The sequence below is a fragment of the Microbacterium ginsengisoli genome, from assembly GCF_000956535.1.
Taxonomy (GTDB): Bacteria; Actinomycetota; Actinomycetes; order Actinomycetales; family Microbacteriaceae; genus Microbacterium; species Microbacterium ginsengisoli.
The window spans coordinates 57938-72198 of record NZ_JYIY01000071.1 but is presented as its reverse complement, the minus strand read 5'-3'; the positions used below and the strand labels follow the sequence as shown (position 1 = coordinate 72198).

Annotated in this window: 13 protein-coding genes and 1 tRNA gene; 8 read left to right on the top strand and 6 right to left on the bottom strand. The window is 69.7% G+C overall.

The window, feature by feature from the left end:
- Positions 1–2 precede the first annotated feature (2 nt).
- A complete protein-coding gene (locus RR49_RS06920) occupies positions 3–791 on the bottom strand; it encodes a hypothetical protein (RefSeq protein WP_048809141.1) in 789 nt (262 codons plus the stop codon).
- Here RR49_RS06920 and RR49_RS06915 point away from each other — a divergent pair.
- From RR49_RS06915 to rplA, 6 genes are all read left to right on the top strand, one after another.
- The gene (locus RR49_RS06915) at positions 702–1136 is read left to right on the top strand and encodes a pyridoxamine 5'-phosphate oxidase family protein (protein ID WP_045247359.1); all 435 of its coding nucleotides are present in this window, start codon (positions 702–704) and stop codon (positions 1134–1136) included. The genes RR49_RS06920 and RR49_RS06915 overlap by 90 nt on opposite strands.
- A 146-nt stretch (positions 1137–1282) precedes the next feature.
- Positions 1283–1355: transfer RNA gene (locus RR49_RS06910), tRNA-Trp, on the top strand.
- A 45-nt stretch (positions 1356–1400) separates the two neighbouring features.
- Positions 1401–1667 (top strand): preprotein translocase subunit SecE, encoded by a 267-nt coding sequence (gene secE / locus RR49_RS06905; RefSeq protein WP_045247327.1) that lies wholly within the window; start codon positions 1401–1403, stop codon positions 1665–1667.
- Positions 1668–1705: 38 nt separating this feature from the next.
- Complete coding sequence (nusG, locus tag RR49_RS06900; RefSeq protein ID WP_045247326.1) at positions 1706–2707, top strand: transcription termination/antitermination protein NusG; 1002 nt, start codon at positions 1706–1708, stop codon at positions 2705–2707.
- 82 nt (positions 2708–2789) lie between these two features.
- Complete coding sequence (gene rplK / locus RR49_RS06895; RefSeq protein ID WP_045247325.1) at positions 2790–3221, top strand: 50S ribosomal protein L11; 432 nt, start codon at positions 2790–2792, stop codon at positions 3219–3221.
- Positions 3222–3235: 14 nt separating this feature from the next.
- Positions 3236–3928, top strand: a complete 693-nt coding sequence (rplA, locus tag RR49_RS06890) for a 50S ribosomal protein L1 (RefSeq protein ID WP_045247324.1) — start codon at positions 3236–3238, stop codon at positions 3926–3928.
- A gap of 67 nt (positions 3929–3995) precedes the next feature.
- Here the strand turns inward: rplA and RR49_RS06885 are convergent, their stop codons facing one another.
- On the bottom strand, positions 3996–4643 hold the full coding sequence (locus RR49_RS06885; RefSeq protein ID WP_045247323.1) for a LysE/ArgO family amino acid transporter: 648 nt from the start codon (positions 4641–4643) through the stop codon (positions 3996–3998).
- A gap of 68 nt (positions 4644–4711) precedes the next feature.
- On the opposite strand from RR49_RS06885, the gene RR49_RS06880 reads away from it, so the two are divergent.
- Positions 4712–5605 (top strand): LysR family transcriptional regulator ArgP, encoded by an 894-nt coding sequence (locus RR49_RS06880; protein ID WP_045247322.1) that lies wholly within the window; start codon positions 4712–4714, stop codon positions 5603–5605.
- Positions 5606–5623: 18 nt separating this feature from the next.
- Here RR49_RS06880 and RR49_RS06875 read toward each other — a convergent pair whose 3' ends face one another.
- The 4 genes from RR49_RS06875 to RR49_RS06860 form a co-directional block, all read right to left on the bottom strand.
- On the bottom strand, positions 5624–6655 hold the full coding sequence (locus RR49_RS06875; RefSeq protein ID WP_045247321.1) for an NADP-dependent oxidoreductase: 1032 nt from the start codon (positions 6653–6655) through the stop codon (positions 5624–5626).
- 196 nt (positions 6656–6851) lie between these two features.
- The gene (locus RR49_RS06870) at positions 6852–7343 is read right to left on the bottom strand and encodes a MarR family winged helix-turn-helix transcriptional regulator (RefSeq protein ID WP_048809138.1); all 492 of its coding nucleotides are present in this window, start codon (positions 7341–7343) and stop codon (positions 6852–6854) included.
- A complete protein-coding gene (locus RR49_RS06865) occupies positions 7340–8956 on the bottom strand; it encodes an MDR family MFS transporter (RefSeq protein ID WP_156454790.1) in 1617 nt (538 codons plus the stop codon). Before RR49_RS06865 ends, RR49_RS06870 begins: the two co-directional genes overlap by 4 nt.
- A gap of 241 nt (positions 8957–9197) precedes the next feature.
- Positions 9198–9857, bottom strand: a complete 660-nt coding sequence (locus tag RR49_RS06860; protein WP_045247320.1) for a YqaJ viral recombinase family protein — start codon at positions 9855–9857, stop codon at positions 9198–9200.
- A gap of 178 nt (positions 9858–10035) precedes the next feature.
- Between RR49_RS06860 and RR49_RS15145 the strand changes: the two genes are divergently transcribed.
- The gene (locus RR49_RS15145) at positions 10036–14253 is read left to right on the top strand and encodes a 5'-nucleotidase C-terminal domain-containing protein (protein ID WP_048809136.1); all 4218 of its coding nucleotides are present in this window, start codon (positions 10036–10038) and stop codon (positions 14251–14253) included.
- Positions 14254–14261: the final 8 nt, after the last annotated feature.

Genomic DNA, 14261 nt, shown 5'->3' with positions numbered 1-14261 from the left:
CCTCACGCCTCATCGCCGAGGGCTGCACGGCACTCGGCGAGGGACTCGTCGGCCCACTCGATCTGCTGCGCGGTCCCCCACCGTGCGGCGTCGGCGCGCGCGGCGTGGAACGACACGAGGGCGTCGCCGTGGCGACCCGCCGCCATCGCCGCCCAGCCGGCGTTGTTGTGCAGGGAGACGCGCCAGCGCTGTGTTCGCGCATCGGTGACGTCCTCGAGCGCGGCGAATGCTGCCGCGGTGTGCCGATCGCCGTTCGACGGGTCGGCGATCGCGAGCATGTGCAGGGCATCGACGTACAGGAAGACGAGACCGGCGGATGCCGCGGCATCCGCTGCCCGCCGGAAGTGCACGATCGCGCCCTGAGCGTCGCCGGCCGAGTTGTGCAGTCTTCCGCGCTCGAGCGCGACCCGCACGGCGGCGGCCGGCGCCTGCCCGGTGACCGTGTCGAGCACGGCGTGCGCACGCGCGTACCTCGCCTGCAGGCCGAGCGCGCGGGCGATCTGCGTCTCCAGCTCGGCCCGCTCGTCGTCGTCCGTCGCCGCTGCGGCAGCGGCGACGAGGCGCCCCTCGGATGCCGCGGCATCCCCGAAGTCCCACAGTTCGTCGAGCTGCAGCGGCGCGAGGGTTATCCCGGAATCGTAGGCCGCGGAACGCGACGAATCCCCCTCGTGCGGCGGCGCGATCGGGAGGAGAATCGGGGCATGGACGAGATCGGGGTGGTGGACAGTCTCGACGAGTCGGAGTGCCTGCGGCGCCTGGCGACGCAGCAGCTCGGACGGCTCGTCACGCATATCGGGAACGTGCTCGACGTGTTCCCGGTCAACTACGTCGTCACCGGCGGCGACATCGTGTTCCGCACGGCCGAGGGCAGCAAGCTGTTCGAGCTGACCGTGAACGACGAGGTGCTGTTCGAGGTCGACGACCACACGGACGCCGGCGCATGGAGCGTGGTCGTGCGCGGACACGCCCGGCGGCTCGAGACGGAGGCCGAGATCGAGACCGCCGAGCAGCTCGGCCTTCAGCCGTGGGTGCCGACTCTGAAGCGCAACTACGTGCGCGTCACGGCGGCCGAGATCACCGGTCGCGCCTTCGGATTCGCCCCCGAACCGGACCGCTCCGGGGTGCACGTGTTCTGACCCCGGGTCGCAGCGCGCCGGAGGCATGACGTACACTGGAACGTGCAGTAGAAGTCTGCATTCTTTTGCCGTGCCCGAAGATCGGGTGCGAGACCCCCTCCCTCCGGTTGCGGCAGAAGTGCGGGCGCCGAGACCCCCGGGTCTCTAGGGCGGTAGCTCAATTGGCAGAGCAGCGGTCTCCAAAACCGCAGGTTGCAGGTTCGATTCCTGTCCGCCCTGCGCGTCAGCGCAACAGCTGACACAACGATGATCCAGGTGGAGTCAATGGTCCAGGACGAGGCGAAGAACGACGTCGTCGCGAAGAGCGATGCACGCCGCGAGAAGAAGCCCAACATCTTCGCTCGCATCGTCCTGTTCATCCGTCAGGTCATCGCGGAACTGCGCAAGGTCGTCACCCCGACCCGGCAGGAGCTCGTCAAGTTCACAGCCGTCGTGCTGGGCTTCGTCATCGTCATGATGGCGGTGGTCTACGGACTCGACCTTCTGTTCGTGTGGCTGACGACCGTGGTGTTCGGAACCCCGGGCGCCTGAGCGCCGGATCCGCACCGGAGAACTGAGGAAGAACGCACGTGTCTGAAAAGTATGTCGACGACGCCGATTGGGCGACGGCCGCCGAGCAGTCCAGCGAGGACGACGCCGCGCAGGATGGCAACACGCTCGCCGCGGAAGAGGAGTCGGTGACCGCCGCCGAGCAGGTCGCGCTCCACGTCGAGGACGAGGATGACGCGGATTTCGACGACGACGTCGTCGAGATCGACGACCCGGAGGCTGATGCGATCGTGAACGACGCTCTCGAGATCGACGAGACCGCGGAGGCCGAGGCCGCCGCAGAGGTGCTCACCGACGCCGCTGCCGAGGAGGCCGCGGAGCTCGCCCAGGAGGCCGCCGACGAGGTCGCCCCCTACGACGGCCCCGAGCTCGGCGACGACCTCGACGTCGACGCCGATCTCGACCCGGTCGAGGCGTTCCGCACCGAGCTGCGCTCGCTGCCGGGCAAGTGGTACGTCATCCACTCCTACGCCGGTTTCGAGCGCAAGGTGAAGGCCAACATCGAGCAGCGCAAGTCGACGCTCGAGGTCGAGGAGGACATCTACCAGGTCGAGGTCCCCATGGAGGACGTCGTCGAGATCAAGAACGGCCAGCGCAAGATGGTCACCCGCGTGCGCATCCCGGGCTACGTGCTCGTGCGCATGGAGCTCAACGAGGACACCTGGTCGGTCGTTCGCCACACGCCCGGCGTCACCGGCTTCGTCGGCAACGCGCACAACCCGACCCCGCTGCGCTTCGAAGAGGCCTTCACGATGCTGCAGTCGCTCGTCGAGGTGAAGGAGGCGGCCCCCGTCAAGGGCGGCGCCCCCGTCAAGGGCGCTCCGGCCGCGGCCCGCGTCATCCCCGCCGAGGTCGACTACGAGATCGGCGAGACCATCACGATCAAGGAGGGCTCGTTCGCGGGTCTCCCGGGCACCATCAGCGAGATCAAGCCCGAGAGCGGCAAGCTCACCGTGCTCGTCTCGCTGTTCGAGCGCGAGACCCCCGTCGAGCTGTCGTTCGACCAGGTCACCAAGCTCTGACACAGACCACCGCTCCCCGGAATGGCCGGGCTGCGGGAGAGAGGGATGCCGCGAGGCATCCGCTCGTTGAAAGGAAAAGGAAATGGCACCGAAGAAGAAGGTGACCGGCCTGATCAAGCTCCAGATCAACGCCGGCGCCGCCAACCCGGCGCCGCCGATCGGCCCCGCGCTCGGTCAGCATGGCGTCAACATCATGGAGTTCTGCAAGGCGTACAACGCCGCGACCGAGTCGCAGCGCGGCAACGTCATCCCGGTCGAGATCACCGTCTACGAAGACCGCAGCTTCACGTTCATCCTGAAGACCCCGCCGGCGGCGGAGCTCATCAAGAAGGCCGCTGGCGTGCAGAAGGGGTCCAAGACCCCGCACACGGTGAAGGTCGCCAAGCTCACCAAGGAGCAGGTGCGCCAGATCGCCGAGACCAAGCAGCCCGACCTCAACGCGAACGACATTGAGGCCGCATCGAAGATCATCGCCGGCACCGCCCGTTCCATGGGCATCACGGTCGAGGACTGAGGGGGAGCGTCACCATGGCACAGAAGTCCAAGGCGTACGAGGCCGCGAAGGCCAAGATCGACGCCGACAAGTTCTACACCGCCGCTGAGGCCGTCGCGCTCGCGAAGGAGACCGGTTCGGCGAAGTTCGACTCGACCGTCGAGGTCGCGCTGAAGCTCTCGGTCGACCCGCGCAAGGCCGACCAGATGGTGCGCGGCACTGTCATCCTTCCCCACGGCACCGGCAAGACGGCGCGCGTGATCGTGTTCGCGACGGGTCCGGCCGCGGAGGCCGCCATCGCCGCGGGTGCGGACGAGGTCGGCGGCGCCGAGCTCATCGAGAAGGTGGCCGGCGGCTACACCGCGTTCGACGCGGCGGTCTCGACCCCCGAGCTCATGGGCCAGGTCGGTCGTCTCGGCAAGGTGCTGGGTCCCCGTGGCCTCATGCCGAACCCGAAGACCGGCACCGTGACCCCCAACCCGGCCAAGGCCGTCGAGGAGATCAAGGGCGGCAAGATCGAGTTCCGCGTCGACAAGCACGCCAACGTGCACTTCGTCGTCGGCAAGGCCTCGTTCACGGCCGAGCAGCTGGGCGAGAACTTCACCGCCGCGGTCGACGAGATCGTGCGTCTGAAGCCGTCGAGCTCGAAGGGCCGCTACATCCAGAAGGGCGCCGTGTCGACCACGTTCGGCCCCGGCATCCCGCTGGACGTCAACTCGCTGGTCTGATCGGACCGCTTCCGAAAGGCCCTCTCCGTCGCGGAGGGGGCCTTTCGTCGTCTCGGGATGCCGCGGCTCACCCGCCGACGGCGAGTACGACACCGAGCGTCACCATGACCACGGCGATGACGGCGTCCAGCACCCGCCAGGCGCGCGGGGTCGCGAGCACGGGCGCGAGGAGGCGAGCGCCGTAGCCGAGTGCGGCGAACCAGACGACACTCGCGACGCCGGCGCCGAGCGCGAACCACCAGCGACCGTCGCCCTGCGAGGAGGCGACCGAGCCGAGCAGGAACACCGTGTCGAGGTAGACGTGCGGGTTCAGCCAGGTGAGGGCGAGGGCGGTGCCGACGACGGCGCGACGTCGGGTCGCGGTGAGCGTTCCGGACGAGGCGGAGCTGGCGGCATCCGTCGCCGGACCGGTCACGGCCAGCGTTTCGCCCGCGGGTCGCAGCGCCCGGCGGGCGGCGAGCAGCCCGTAGCCGATCAGGAACAGGGCGCCGGCGACGCGCACCACGATCGCGAGCCAGGGCACGCCGTGCAGCACGAGTCCGATGCCGCTGACACCGAGCGCGATGAGTGCGAGGTCGCTGAGCGTGCAGACGGCGACGACGGCGAGCACGTGCTCACGGCGGATGCCCTGCCGCAGCACGAACAGGTTCTGGGCGCCGATCGCGACGATGAGCGAGAAGCCGAGGCCGAGACCGGCGAGGAGGGAGGCGAGCATACCTCGACCGTACGATCCGCCTAGACTTCACGCCAGCTCATGTATCTGTCGCTGCGTAAGGAGAACTGATGGCCCGTCTCCCGCTGTCGCACGCCGAGACCCTGGCCGTCGTGGTCGAGGAGGGGACGATGGATGCCGCGGCCCGCCGCCTGCGCATCACCCCGTCGGCGGTCAGCCAGCGCATCTCGGCGCTCGAGGCGCAGCTCGGGCAGGTGCTGCTCGTGCGGGGACGTCCGGCGCGGGCGACCCCGGCCGGTCAGAGCGTGGTGCGCTGGGCGCGCGAGGTCGCGCTGCTCGAGCACGACGCGCTCGATGAGCTCGGTGTCGACGGTGCCGCGACCACCAGCGTGGCGATCGCGGTGAACGCCGACTCGCTCGCGACCTGGCTGCTGCCGGCGCTCGTCGCGCTCACCGCGACGCATCCGGTCGTGGTCGATCTGCGGCGGGCCGATGAGGACGACACGGCCGACCTCCTCACCGACGGGTCGGTGCTCGCCGCGGTGACGACCCGACGAACCCCGGTGAGCGGATGCCGCTCCCTCCCGCTCGGCACGATGGTCTACGAGGCCGTGGCGGAGCGGGCCTTCGCCGAGCGCTGGTTCGGGGGTGCGGCGGTGACGCGCGAGACGCTCGAGCGCGCGCCCGTCGTCGACTTCGATCGCCGCGACGATCTGCAGACGCGCTGGCTCGAGGCGCATGGCGCCGACCCGGCGCGCCCGCCCCGGCACTACGTGCCGGCGTCGGTGGAGTTCGCGCGCGCGATCACCTCGGGGATGGGCTGGGGGCTCCTGCCCCGGTCGCAGAGCGGCGATGCCCTGGCCGATGGTCGACTCGTGGCCCTCGGCGGGGCGCCCGCACGGGTGCCGCTGTACTGGCAGCACTGGAATCTGCGCTCGCCACTCGTCGACGCGCTCACGGCACGGGTGCGAGCCGCGGCATCCGTCGCCCTCGACTCGCCCTGACCCCGGGGCGAGCCGAGGTCAGGCCTCGCCGACCTGCAGCACGGTCTTGCCGCGCGTGTGACCCTGCTCGAGCGAGGTGTGCGCAGCGGCCGCGTCGGTCAGCTCGTACACCTTGTCGACGTAGACCTGGATCGACCGGGAGTCGAGCAGGCGGGCGATCGTGGCGAGCACATCGCCGTCGGGGATGTACTTGTAGCTCGTGGCGCGCACGCCCGCGGCCCGCGCCGCCTCGGCGTAGCCCGGCCACGATCCGGTCGGCACGAGCACGTACAGTCCGCCGGGGCGCAGCACCTGCAGCGACCGGGTGCCGGTGTCGTCCGCCGCGTTGCCGACGAGGTCGATCACGACGTCGACCTCGGTGAGGACGTCTTCGAAGCGGGTCGAGCGGTAGTCGATCACCTCGGCCGCGCCGAGCTCGCGCAGCCACTGCGCGTTGCCGGCAGACGCCGTCGTCGTCACCCGTGCGCCGAAGTACGCGGCCAGCTGCACGGCGAAGTGGCCGACTCCTCCGGAGCCGGCATGGATGAGGATGCTCTGCCCCTCGTGCGCGTGCGCCGTCTCGACCACGAGCCCCCACGCGGTGAGCGCCGCGAGCGGTACGGCCGCGGCTTCGGCGTGCGACAGCGTGGTGGGCTTGCGCGCGAGCGAGAGGGTCGGCACGACCGCGTACTCGGCGTACGAGCCACCCGTGCGCGGGAAGGCGACGGTGCCGAACACCTCGGTGCCGGGCGGGAAGGGGTGCGCCTCGAACGGAGACGCGACCACGATCCCGCTGAGGTCGAAGCCGAGCGTCGAGGGCAGGGACGGCACGGCGCCAGAGACACCCGCGCCGGCGCGGGTCTTCGCGTCGATGGGGTTGATGCCGGCGGCGACGACCCGCACGAGCACCTCGCTGAGCACGGGGCTCGGCACCGGCATGTCGGCGACATGCAGAACGTCGGGGGCGCCGGTCTCGTCGAAGACGACGGCACGCATGGTCGATGGAGCGGTGAATGCACTCGTCGCGACGGATGTCGCGGAGTGCGCGGCGCGCAGCGGCCTGAATCGCAAGGTCGCTCCTTCCCCCGTGTGTGTCATCGTCGGCAGCACACTGCCCTTGGAGCCTTCAGTCAAGCGCGGCAATGTCTCATCGGTGTTACGGCGGTGCTACCGGGTGGAGAAGGTGCCCTCGGACCCTCCTGGGTGCGTCACAGGGCCTCCCGTCCGCCGGTGCGTCACGCCTCCGGCGCCGCGCGCCCGGCGGGGCTCAGGCCTCGGGGACCTCGCCCGAGGCGAGGGCGTGCAGCAGTTCGGTCAGCTTCTCGATCGACTCGAGCGGCCAGTCGCTGAGGGCGGAGAACAGGCGGCCTTCGAGGGGGCCGCGAGCGGTCTCGATGCGCTCTGCGCCGAGCGGGGTGACCGAGATCACCCGCACCCGTCCGTCGTGCGGATCGGGTGTGCGCTGGATGAGTCCGAGCTCTTCCAGCTCGCCGACCTGGCGGCTGATCATGCCCTTGTCGGCCACCAGCCGCTCGGCGAGGGTCGAGGCGGTGACGGGGCCGCCGCGGGAGATCACCGAGAGGATCTTGAACGTGCCCGGCAGCATTCCGGGGCTCGCGGCCTCGGCGAGTGCGGCGTAGTAGCGGCGGAACTCGCTCGCAAGCTCCGCGAACGCTCCTTCCAGGCCGCGCACCGCCGCCTGACGGACGGGGTCGGCCGTCTCGTCAGGCGCCGGTGCAGCACTCGCCTCGGAGATCACCGGGACACCGTACCGCGCGATGCGTGTGAGTCTGCTGCGGCCGCGGCATCCGCGTCATCGTTGGTCGCGGGCGCCAGCACATCCATCGCCTCGGCGACGGTGACCGTGGCGAGGTCGGCTTCGGATGCCGCGGCCCGCTCACTGTTGGTCATGCGGGTGAGCGGCTTGTTGGGCAGGAACACGATCGCCAGCACGCTGATGATCGCGAACGGCACCGCGATCAGGAACGAGTGCGAGATGCCCTGCGCGTAGACGTCCTCGAAGATCTGGCGGATGCCGTCGGGCAGCGTCGAGACCTGAGGAATAGTGCCGCTCTGCAGCTGCTGGGCGAGCTGGGCGCCCTGCGCTCCGAGGGCGTGCAGGGCGGCGCCGATGTCGGCGGCCCGCGCGGTGACCAGTTCCGCGACCTTCGCGGCGAGAGCGGCACCCATGACCGAGACGCCGATCGTGCCGCCGAGGCTGCGGAAGAAGGTGACCCCCGAGCTCGAGACGCCGATCTGCGACGGGTCGGCGGTGTTCTGCACGACCAGCACGAGGTTCTGCATCGTCATGCCGACGCCCGCCCCGAGCAGGAACATGTAGACCGAGACCACGACGAAGTTGGTGTCGTACGAGATGGTCGACAGCAGGTACGAGCCCGCCACGAGCAGCACGCCGCCCACGACGAGGTACGGCTTCCAGCGGCCGAAGCGGCTGATGAGCTGTCCGACGCCGACGGACGCCAGCAGGAGGCCGGCGATCAGCGGGATCGTCATGAGCCCCGCCTCGGTCGGGGTCGCGCCGCGCGCCAGCTGCATGTACTGGGCGAGGAAGACGGATGCCCCGAACATCGCGATGCCGGTGGCGATCGACGCGACGACGGCGAGCGAGAAGGTGCGGTTGCGGAAGAGCGTGAGCGGCACGAGCGGCTCGGCGACGAGCAGTTCGGTCACGACGAAGAGCACCGCGGCCACGACGGCGCCGCCCACCATGAGCAGGGTCGGCAGGCTCCACCAGTCGTACGACGTGCCGGCATTGGTGACCCAGATCAGCAGCAGGGACACGGCCGTGGAGAGCAGCACGATGCCGAGGTAATCGATACGTGCGCGGGTCGACTCGCGTGCCGGCAGGTGCAGCGTGCGCTGCACGATGAACAGGGCGGCCACGGCGAAGGGGAGGGCGACGAAGAAGTTCCAGCGCCAGCCCCAGGCGTCCGTGATGACGCCGCCGAGGAGCGGGCCGCCGACCGTGGCGACGGCCATGACCGCGCCGAACAGGCCCATGTAGCGCCCGCGCTCGCGCGGGCTGATGATGTCGGCCATGATGACCTGGCTCAAGGCGGCGAGGCCGCCGGCGCCGAGACCCTGCACGGCACGGAAGGCGATGAGCATGCCCGGGTTCTGTGAGAAGCCGGCGGCGGCGGTCGCCAGCACGAAGATCAGGATCGACACCTGGAAGAGCACCTTGCGGTTCATCAGGTCGGCGAGCTTGCCCCACACCGGCGTGGAGATCGCGGTGGTGAGCAGCGTCGCGGTCACCACCCAGGTGTACGCGGCTTGATCGCCCGAGAGGTCGTGCACGATGACCGGCAGCGAGGTCGAGACGACCGTCGAGGCGAGCATCGAGACGAACATGCCGAGCAGCAGCCCGATGAGCGCCTCGATGACCTGTCGGGGGGAGCGCGATGTCTCTGCGACGGTCGGAACCGGAGAGGTGATGGTGGCCAAGACGGGGCCTTCCTGTGCGGGTGGGGAGTGCGACACCGTCGGCGCAAAAGTTGACTGAGAGCAACTATATGAATCTCGTTGCGCTGTGTCAACTACTTTGGGCGGGCGCGATGAAGACCCCGCCGTGGCGGGGGAGTGCGTGCCGGGCTCAGTCCGAGAGCGCGAGCGCCCGGAACGCCTCGCGACCAGCCGCGGGTGCGGCCGCGGCATCCGAGCCGGTGCGCGCCAGCGTCGTGCGGCGATAGAGCTCGTCGATGAGGGAGGTCGCCAGCCGCACGAGCTTCGCGATCTCGATGTCGTCGCGCTCGACCCAGGCGCAGCGCGGCTCGTCGCCGACCGGCACGAAGCCGTCGTGCTGCTCCCACGCGACGAGGGTGCGCTCGGCTCCCAGCACGTGCTGCTGCCACCACACCTGACGCAGGTAGGTGCGCGGGATCGACTTCCACGACTTGTTGGTCGTCTTGATCTCGGCGAGGGTGATGCGGCCGCGGTCGTCCATGCCGATGCCGTCGGGGGTCGCGAGGTGCCGCGGCTCGACAACCGCGTGGAAGAGGGCCGTCGAGGGCTGGATGCCGTGGGTCGCCGCCACCCAGGCGGCGATCTCCGGCTCGCGTCGCCGGCCGTGGTCCGTGTAGGCGTTGCCGGAGAAGCGCTGGCCCTGCAGTTTCGCGTCGGCGGCCCGCGAGATGGATGCCGCAGATGACAGGGCCGCGACATCCGTCGCCGTGATGCCGCGGGACCGCGCCCGCACCCAGGCCACGCGATCGCGGGAATCCGCGACGATGCGTGCGGCCAGTTCGGGTGTCACGTGTTCGACCCTACGTCCGGGCCGGGACAGCCGTCGGTCGCGACATGCGAGGGGCTCGACCCGGCGGTGAGGGATTCTTGGAAATCTGGGAGATCTCTATGAAACAATGAAGAAACATCTGATCCCTAACGTCGCTCCTGTTGCGTGCGCCCGTGTCGCGCGCTCGAGAAGGGGATCCATGTCTGAGTCGTCCGCGCGCACCCGCCGACCTTCACACCGCCTCATGCGGCTCGCCGCAGCCGGCGCGGCACTCGCGCTGGCCATCACAGGCCTCGCGCTCCCGGCCCAGGCGGCCGAGCCGGCGACCGGAGCGACGACCGCCGGGGACCCGCTGTTCCCGAACGTCGGCAACGCGGGCTACGACGTGCAGAACTACGACATCGCGATGACCTATCGCACCAAGACCGACATCTCGGCCGTCACGACGATCACCGCCATCGCGGCGAGCCCGCTGTCGTCGTTCGCCCTCGACTTCGAGGGCCTGACGGTCGAGAGCGTCCTCGTCAACGGCACCGCGGCGAGCTACGTGCGCGAGAACGACGCCGCGGCCGTGCGGTACAAGCTGATCGTCACCCCCGCGCAGCCGGTGGTCGGCGAGTTCACGGTCGCCGTCGCCTATTCCGGCGCGCCTGTCCGGCACATCGACCACGACGGGTCCTCCGAGGGGTGGGTGCCCACGACCGACGGTGTCACCGCGCTCGGCCAGCCGGTCGGGTCGATGGCGTGGTTCCCGAACAACAACACGCCCGCCGACAAGGCGACCTACCGCATCGCGGTGACGGCGCCCTCGGTTGCAGGTGGCAACCCGCTGGTCGTCGCGAGCAACGGCGAGCTGACGTCGAAGACCGTGGACGATGTCGCCGGCACGACGCAATGGGTATGGACGCAGACCAAGCCGATGGCATCCGAGCTCTCGGTGCTGTCGATCGGTCGCTTCAACATCCTCGAGAGCGACATCGTGCTCGCGAGCGGTCGCACCCTGCACGAGTGGAGCTTCGTCGACCCGACGATCTCCACCAACACGCAGAACACGATCTACACTCGTCGCGCCAGCATCAAGCCGATCATCGACTGGCTCGAGACCAAGCTCGGCCCCTACCCGGGTGCGAGCACCGGTGTGATCGTCGACCGGGTGAGCGTCGGCTATGCACTGGAGACGCAGGACCGTCCGTTCTTCGATGGCAGCATCAGCGCACCCACTCTGATCCACGAGCTCGTCCACCAGTGGCTCGGTAACGAGGTCGCACCGGCCGATTGGTCGCACATCTGGCTGAACGAGGGTGCCGCCGAGTTCTTCACGACCTATTACCAGTACGCGACCAGCACGGCAGTGAACCCGACGACCCCCGAGAACGACAGCTACTCGTCCTGGAACTCGGCGACCTCGTCGCGCTGGACCGTGCCGACGGTGGGCTTCACGGACCCCTCGGAGCTCTACGACTGGCAGGTCTACAACCGCGGCAAGTACACCCTCGGTGCGCTGATGACGGCGATCGGTCGTCAGGCGTTCGACCGGCTGTACGCGGAATGGACCGCGCGCCACGCCGGCGGGTCGGCGACGACCGCCGACTTCATCGCGCTCGCCGAGGAGGTGTCGGGACGTGACCTCGGCGCGTTCTTCCAGGACTGGCTCTACGACACCGACAAGCCGGCGTGGCCGCCGGTGTGGTCGGCGAATGCGTCGCTCGTCGTTCCCGACGGCACCACCTATGCCGCCGGAGACCCGCTCATGCTGAAGCTGGCGGTGCAGAGCACCGGTCAGGTGACGCTCACAGGCGGAAAGGTCGTCGTCGACGGCTCGACTCTCCTGCCCGAGATCACCCTGCCGACGCCGCTTCCCGCCGGACTGTCGATCGAGGGAACCGACCTCGTCTGGTCGGTGCCCGACACCCCCACCGGTTCGTCGGCTTCGCTCGACATCCCGTTCACCATCGCCGCCGATTCCTCCGGTGCGCCCGTGGAGTTCTCCATCAGTGCTCCGGGGCTCGGCTCCACGGTGACATCCGGCGTGTTCTCCTTCACGACCGCGGGACCGGTGAAGCTCACCCTGCTGAACATCAACGACTTCCACGGCCGCATCGACGCCAACACGGTGAAGTTCGCCGGAACCATCGAGACCCTCCGCGAGGCGGGCCGCGACGACCACACGCTCCTCTTGTCGGACGGCGACAACATCGGGGCATCCTTGTTCGCCTCGTCGTACTTCAACGACGAGCCCACGATCGACGTGCTCAATGCGCTCGACCTGGCCGCCTCGGCGGCAGGCAACCACGAGTTCGACAAGGGGTACAGCGACCTGGTCGGCCGGGTGTCGGACAGCGCCGACTTCTCCTATCTGGGGGCGAACGTGTACCTGAAGGGAACGACGACACCCGCACTTCCGGAGTACGCGGTGATCGATGTCGCCGGACTCAAGGTCGCGGTGATCGGAGCGATCACGCAGGAGACACCCGCGCTCGTCGCGCCGGGCGGGATCAGCTCCCTCGACTTCGGTGACCCGGTCGCGGCGGTGAACCGCGTCGCCGAGTCCCTCGAGGGCACGGTGGACGTCATCATCGCCGAGTACCACGAGGGCGCCTCCGCGGGCACTCCCGACAACGCCACGATCGAGCAGGAGATCGCCGCCGGCGGCGCGTTCTCGCGCATCGTCACGGACACGTCGGCATCCGTCGACGCGATCTTCACCGGTCACACGCACAAGCTGTACGACTGGGATGCCCCGGTGCCCGGGACCGATCGGACCCGACCTGTCATCCAGACCGGGAGCTACGGCGAGAACATCGGCAAGGTCGTCCTGGAGATCGACCGCACCACCGGTGCAGTGACCGTGGCCCAATCGGGCAACGTCGCGCGGCTGGCGTCGCAGGTGTTCCCGAACGACGCGGCGGCCACCGCTGCGGCCAGCAAGGCGCTCGACGACCAGCTCATCGCACGGTTCCCGCGTGTGGCCGAGGTCGCGACCATCGTCGACGAGACGCTCGCTCAGGCGCGCGTCGTCGGTGAGCAGCCCGTGGGATCGGTGACCGCGGATATCACGACCGCGTTCGCGGGCGGGTCCTATGCGGAGTCCGGCTACGCCGGCGGCAGCCGTGACAACCGTGCCGCTCAGTCCACCCTCGGCAACCTGGTGGCGGACGCGCTGGTGTCGACGCTCGCCGACCCGGACCGCGGTGGCGCCGAGATCGGCGTCGTCAATCCCGGCGGCCTGCGCGCCGAGCTCTACGAGGGCACGGACGGTGTGATCACCTACGCAGAGGCGAACGCGGTGCTGCCGTTCGTGAACAACCTCTGGACGACCACGCTCACCGGCGCACAGTTCACCGCGGCCCTCGAGCAGCAGTGGCAGCCGGAGGGCAGCAGCCGCCCGTACCTCGCCCTGGGGCTCTCGTCGAACGTCAGCTACACGTTCGACGCGACCAAGCCGCGAGGTGAGCGCATCACCGGGGTGTGGATCGACGGGCAGCCGCTGGTGGCGACGAACACGTACCGCGTCGGGTCGTTCAACTTCCTGCTGCAGGGCGGCGACAACTTCACCGCGTTCGCACAGGGCACCTCGACGCGCGACTCGGGCCTCATCGACCGCGACGCGTGGATCTCCTACCTGCAGGCGCATCCGGGGCTCTCGCCCCAGTTCGCGAGTCGTTCGGCCCAGCTCACCGGGGTGCCCGCGTCGGTCATGCGGGGGCAGACGATCGAGTTCGCACTGTCGAGCGTCGATCTCACGTCTCTCGGCAGCCCGCGCTCCACGACCGTCACCCCCCGGGTAACCGGTAGCTCGGCGACGTTCGCGCCCATCCCGGTGACGAACGGCACCGCGAACGTCTCGCTGACGTTCCCCGTCGACGCGACGCCGCAGAGCACGATCGAGTTGACGGTCGCCCCCGGTGGCACGACGGTGGTGGTCCCGATCCAGGTCGCGGCCGGACAGACCGGGCCGATCCCGCCGACCACGACGCCGGTGCCCGCCACCGACGAGCAGCTGCTGGCCGAGCTCGAAGGTCTCATCAGCGTGCCGTCGCCGAACCTGGTCGCGGGCGAGACGGTGGTCATCACCGTCGGCACGCAGTACGCCGGACAGTGGGTCACCGTCTGGCTGCACTCGACGCCCACGCAGGTCGGCGGCTGGTACCAGGTGGCGGCCGACGGCACCATCACGGTCACGCTGCCGGTCGGTGTCAGTGGATCGCACCGGCTCGTCGTGCTCGACGCCTCGGGCAACGTCATCGGATGGTCCTCGGTCGCGCTGAGCGTGCCGCCGGCCACGGGGCTGCCGGCGAGCGGCGCCCTGCCCAAGACCGGCGCGGATGCCTCGTGGCTCGGCGGCGTGACGATGCTCGCGCTCCTTCTCATCGGCGCGGGAGTCATCGCGCGAGTGCGCCCGCAGCGCCGGAGCTGATCCGCCGC